Source organism: Pseudomonas sp. NMI760_13 (assembly GCF_021283245.1).
GTDB classification, from domain to species: domain Bacteria; phylum Pseudomonadota; class Gammaproteobacteria; order Pseudomonadales; family Pseudomonadaceae; genus Aquipseudomonas; species Aquipseudomonas peradeniyensis.
The window spans coordinates 1-1,781 of record NZ_JAJSRC010000075.1; the positions used below are offsets into that span (position 1 = coordinate 1).

Here is a 1,781-nt window from a genome sequence, read left to right on the forward strand (position 1 = left end):
TTGTTGCTGATGGTCGGCTGACCACCGACGAATACGTCGTCTGGCGCATTGATGGTGAAGGTGCCGCTGGCGCTGCCGGCCGGGATGGTGACCTTGGTGCCGTCGGTGAGGGTGAAGGTCAGGCCGTTGTGGCCGGTGACCGACAGGCCCTGGGCGTTGGTCAGGGTCACGGTGTAGGTGATCTGGCCGCCCTCGGACACGGTGCTCTTGTCGGCGGACAAGGTGGCCACGACTTCACTGATGGTGTCGGTGATCTGCACGGTGGCATTGCCACCGAGTTCCAGGTTCTCGAAGGTCTTGCCGGTGACTGTGGCGTCGGTGACGCCTACGGTCAGCGAGCTGCCATCCTTGAACACGTCGTCGCCCTGGGCGGCGGCCTTGTACTCGACCTGGGTCTGGCCGGCCGGGATCACCACCTTGGCGCCATTGCTCAGGGTCACGGTCAGGTCCTGGTCGAGCTTCTGGCTGACCTTGACGGTGAACGACGGCTGTTGGGCTTCGTTGACATCGCCATTGCCGACGATGGTGACCGAGACCTTGTCGCCCTGGTTGCCGGTACCTGGGGTACCCGAACCTGGTTCGTCGGTCACCGTGGTGGTCAGCGTGTTGTTGCCGAGAGTCAGCTTCTCGAAGTTGCCGCCACCGGTGACGGACTCGATCTTGTTGACGATGCTCGGCTGGCCGCCGACGAACACGTCGTCCTTGGCGGTGATGGTCACGGTACCGGTGGCGCTGCCCGCCGGGATGGTGACCTTGGTGCCGTCGGTGAGGGTGAAGGTCAGGCCGTTGTGGCCGGTGACCGACAGGCCCTGGGCGTTGGTCAGGGTCACGGTGTAGGTGAACTGGCCACCCTCGGCAACCGTGGTCTTGTCAGCGGACAGGGTCGCGACCACTTCGCTGATGGTGTCGGTGATCTGCACGGTGGCCGAACCGCCGAGCTCGAGATTCTCGAAGGTCTTGCCGACCACGCTGGCATCGGTGATGCCGACGGTGAGCGGGCCGCCGTCCTTGAACACGTCGTCGCCCTGGACCGGCGCCTTGTACTCGACCTGGGTCTGGCCGGCCGGGATCACCACCTTGGCGCCATTGCTAAGGGTCACGGTCAGGTCCTGATCGAGCTTCTGGCTGACCTTGACGGTGAACGACGGTTGCTGGGCTTCGTTGACATCGCCGTTGCCGACGATAGTGACCGAGACCTTGTCGCCCTGGTTGCCGGTGCCCGGGGTGCCCGAGCCCGGCTCGTCGGTGACCGAGGTCTTCACTTCGTTCTGACCCAGGGTCAGTTTCTCGAAGTTGTCGGCACCGCTGACGCCGGTGATCTTGTTGCTGATGGTGGCCTGGCCGCCGACGAACACGTCGTCCGGCGCGTTGATGATGGCGGTGCCAGTGGCGCTGCCGGCCGGGATGGTGACCTTGGTGCCGTCGGTCAGGGTGAAGGTCAGGCCGTTGTGGCCGGTGACCGACAGGCCCTGGGCGTTGGTCAGGGTCACGGTGTAGGTGATCTGGCCGCCCTCGGAAACGGTGGTCTTGTCGGCGGACAAGGTGGCCACGACTTCACTGATGGTGTCGGTGATCTGCACGGTGGCGTTGCCGCCCAGTTCCAGATTCTCGAAGGTCTTGCCGGTGACCGTGGCATCGGTGATGCCGACGGTCAGCGAGCTGCCGTCCTTGAACACATCATCGCCTTGGGCGGCGGCCTTGTATTCGACCTGGGTCTGGCCAGCCGGAATGATTACCTTGGCACCGTTGCTCAGGGTCACGGTCAGGTCCTGGTCGAGCTT

General features: G+C 64.5%; 1 protein-coding gene. It reads right to left on the minus strand.

Going from position 1 to position 1,781, the window contains the following annotated elements:
• On the minus strand, positions 1-1,760 hold a 1,760-nt coding region (locus LU671_RS29190; RefSeq protein ID WP_332880104.1), incomplete at its 3' end, for an immunoglobulin-like domain-containing protein.
• Positions 1,761-1,781: the final 21 nt, after the last annotated feature.